The sequence below is a fragment of the Microbacterium sp. genome (genome assembly GCF_031178525.1).
In the GTDB taxonomy this organism is placed as follows: domain Bacteria; phylum Actinomycetota; class Actinomycetes; order Actinomycetales; family Microbacteriaceae; genus Microbacterium.
Genome location: NZ_JAPSJA010000331.1, coordinates 1 through 2404, shown reverse-complemented (window position 1 = coordinate 2404; position 2404 = coordinate 1). Strand labels below are relative to the sequence as shown.

General features: G+C 69.3%; 3 protein-coding genes and 1 pseudogene. 3 read left to right on the top strand and 1 reads right to left on the bottom strand.

What is annotated here, in order from left to right:
* Together RIF89_RS13970 and RIF89_RS13965 are read left to right on the top strand one after the other, a co-directional pair.
* The coding region (locus RIF89_RS13970; protein ID WP_309069688.1) for a sigma-70 family RNA polymerase sigma factor at positions 1-287 on the top strand (287 nt) is incomplete at its 5' end.
* A gap of 7 nt (positions 288-294) precedes the next feature.
* Complete coding sequence (locus tag RIF89_RS13965) at positions 295-993, top strand: coenzyme F420-0:L-glutamate ligase (RefSeq protein ID WP_309069687.1); 699 nt, start codon at positions 295-297, stop codon at positions 991-993.
* 107 nt (positions 994-1100) lie between these two features.
* Here the strand turns inward: RIF89_RS13965 and RIF89_RS13960 are convergent, their stop codons facing one another.
* Positions 1101-2123 (bottom strand): sugar-transfer associated ATP-grasp domain-containing protein, encoded by a 1023-nt coding sequence (locus RIF89_RS13960; protein ID WP_309069686.1) that lies wholly within the window; start codon positions 2121-2123, stop codon positions 1101-1103.
* A 52-nt stretch (positions 2124-2175) separates the two neighbouring features.
* Between RIF89_RS13960 and RIF89_RS13955 the strand changes: the two are divergent.
* Positions 2176-2404 (top strand): annotated as a pseudogene (locus tag RIF89_RS13955) (hypothetical protein); the annotation flags it as partial.

Genomic DNA, 2404 nt, shown 5'->3' with positions numbered 1-2404 from the left:
AGTTCGGCGACCTGATCGAGGACACCGAGGCCGTCGTGCCGGCCGACGCGGTGGGCTTCACGATGCTGCAGCGCCAGCTCGAGAGCCTGCTCGACTCGCTCTCCGAGCGCGAGGCGGGCGTCATCCGCATGCGCTTCGGCCTGGGCGACGGCCAGCCCAAGACGCTCGACCAGATCGGCGACACGTTCGGCGTCACGCGCGAGCGGATCCGTCAGATCGAGTCGAAGACGATGGCGAAGCTGCGCCACCCGAGCCGCTCGCAGTCGCTGCGCGACTACCTCGAGTGACCCCTCGATGACCGCCGCAGCCAACGAGGGCAAGGCCCTCGAGGTCGAGGTCGACGGCGAGCGGGTGCAGCGGATTCCGCTGCGCACGCGCGTCGTCATGCCGGACGACGACCTGGATCAGATCATCACCGAGTACGCCAAGGACGCGGTGCGGCCGGGCGACCTGCTGTTCGTGACGGAGAAGATCGTCGCGATCACGCAGGGCCGCTCGTACCTGCTCAGCGAGATCCGCGTGCGCCCGCTCGCCCGCTTCCTGTCGAAGTACGTTCAGAAGACGCCGTACGGCATCGGTCTGGGCATGCCCGAGACCATGGAGATGGCGCTGCGCGAGTGCGGCACCCCGCGGATCCTGCTCGCGGCGGCCGTCGCCGCCGTGACCAAGGCCCTCGGCCGCAGGGGCGACTTCTATCGCATCGCGGGCGACAAGGCGCGCGCGATCGACGGCCCCACGAGCGGCACGATCCCGCCGTACAACCAGGCGGTCGTGCTCGGGCCCGACAAGCCGCGCGAGGTCGCCCACCGCGTGCAGGCGCTGGTGGGCTCCGGTGTCGACGTCGCGGTCGTCGACATCAACGACATCGGCGGGAACATCCTGGGCTCGACGCTCGACAAGGCGGGGGAGAAGCGTCTCGTGCGCATCCTGCGCGACAACCCGCTGGGTCAGGGACACCAGTCCACGCCCCTGGGGATCGTCCGCCCCATCTGACCCTCCGCACGCAGAAACGCCCCTCCTCGGAGGGGCGTTTCTGCGTGGTGGGAGGGTCTCGACGAGGTCGCCGCGCTTCCTCGCTCGACCTCGACGCGAGAGGCGCGTCAGAACCCGATCGCCTTGCGGTAGCGCGGCTTGTGCCCCGTGCGGATGCCGGTGACGCTGGGCTTGTTCTCGTAGACGCCGGCGCCCCAGTTGCCCTCGACGAGCACGGGGCCGTCGGGGCTCACGACGACGTCCCAGCCGACGTACGGCACCTCGGGCACCACGCGGGCGACCTGGTCGATGAACGCCGTGACCTCGTCGATGAGGGGAAGGCGGAAGTCCGCGATCGGGAAGCCGGTGTCGGGGTGCTTTTCGTGCACGTGGGCGTGGGAGTCGTAGCCCGGTCCGAACGACCGTCCGTCGTCGTGCAGCATCGTGTAGAAGCCGCCGTACGACATCTGATCGCTGACGGCGCCGCGACCGAACTTCTGCGCGATCGCGAGGATGTGCACATCCGTGCCGTCGAAGAACGCCGTGATGCGGGTGGTGTTCACGGTGCCGGGGCAGACGGCCGCGAGATCGTCGTGCTGGCGGATGACCTCCTCGAGCAGCAGCTCATCACGCTCGAGCAGACCGCGGTGGAACGCGTCCCAGTCGGAGACGTCCTTCGCGTGGTAGCGACGCACGCCCAGGCCCATGTGGCTCACGGGCACCTTCGCGATGAACGTGCCGTGCTTCTCGGCGAACGCCCTCACGGCGTCGGCGTTGCCCGCCTCGACGATGAGCCAGTCTCGCTTCAGGAAGCGGTCGAAGAGCTTGTTGAACTCGATCTTGTTCTCGAACAGGACGCGCTTGTCCTTCTGCGCGAAGCGCTGTGCGAGCTGCATCGAGACCGGGTGGGTCATGTACGTCGCGCGCTCGGTCCTCGAGAGGATCGCGAAGTCGTAGTCGACGTAGTCCTGGAACGCCACGTCGTGCCGCGCGGCGGACCAGAGCATGTCGGCGAACACCCTCGGCGTCCACGTGCCGTGCTGCTCGTGCACCTCCCTCGCGCGCTCCGCGACCGACTTCACGTCGATGCGGCGGGCGCGCTCGGCGAGGTAGCGGAACTTGCCGGCGAGGCCGAGGCGGTTGTCAGACATTCACACTCCGAGGGTCGTCGGGGCCGATCGGCCCTCGGGTTAGTCTAGGTCGGTGACCTGGCCGAAGCCCCGGCGGGCGACCCCCGTCGCACGCATATCGCGCTCGGCACTCCTCTCGAATGCGCTCCAGCTGGCGCGCGATCCACGCGCCGTCGCCGACCTGCGCCGCGATGCGTGGGGGCACGGGATCGAGCTCGTCGCGGCCGTCGTCGCGGAGGCCGGCATCCGATCCGTCGCGGTCGATGCGCTCGAAGAGGCCGCCGTGCTGTCGGCCGGGCTGA

What these genes read in the sequence shown, in the direction of transcription:
- RIF89_RS13960 (WP_309069686.1), bottom strand. Translation starts at nt 2,123, where the DNA reads ATGTCTGACAACCGCCTCGGCCTCGCCGGCAAGTTCCGCTACCTCGCC.
- RIF89_RS13965 (WP_309069687.1), top strand. Translation starts at nt 295, where the DNA reads ATGACCGCCGCAGCCAACGAGGGCAAGGCCCTCGAGGTCGAGGTCGAC.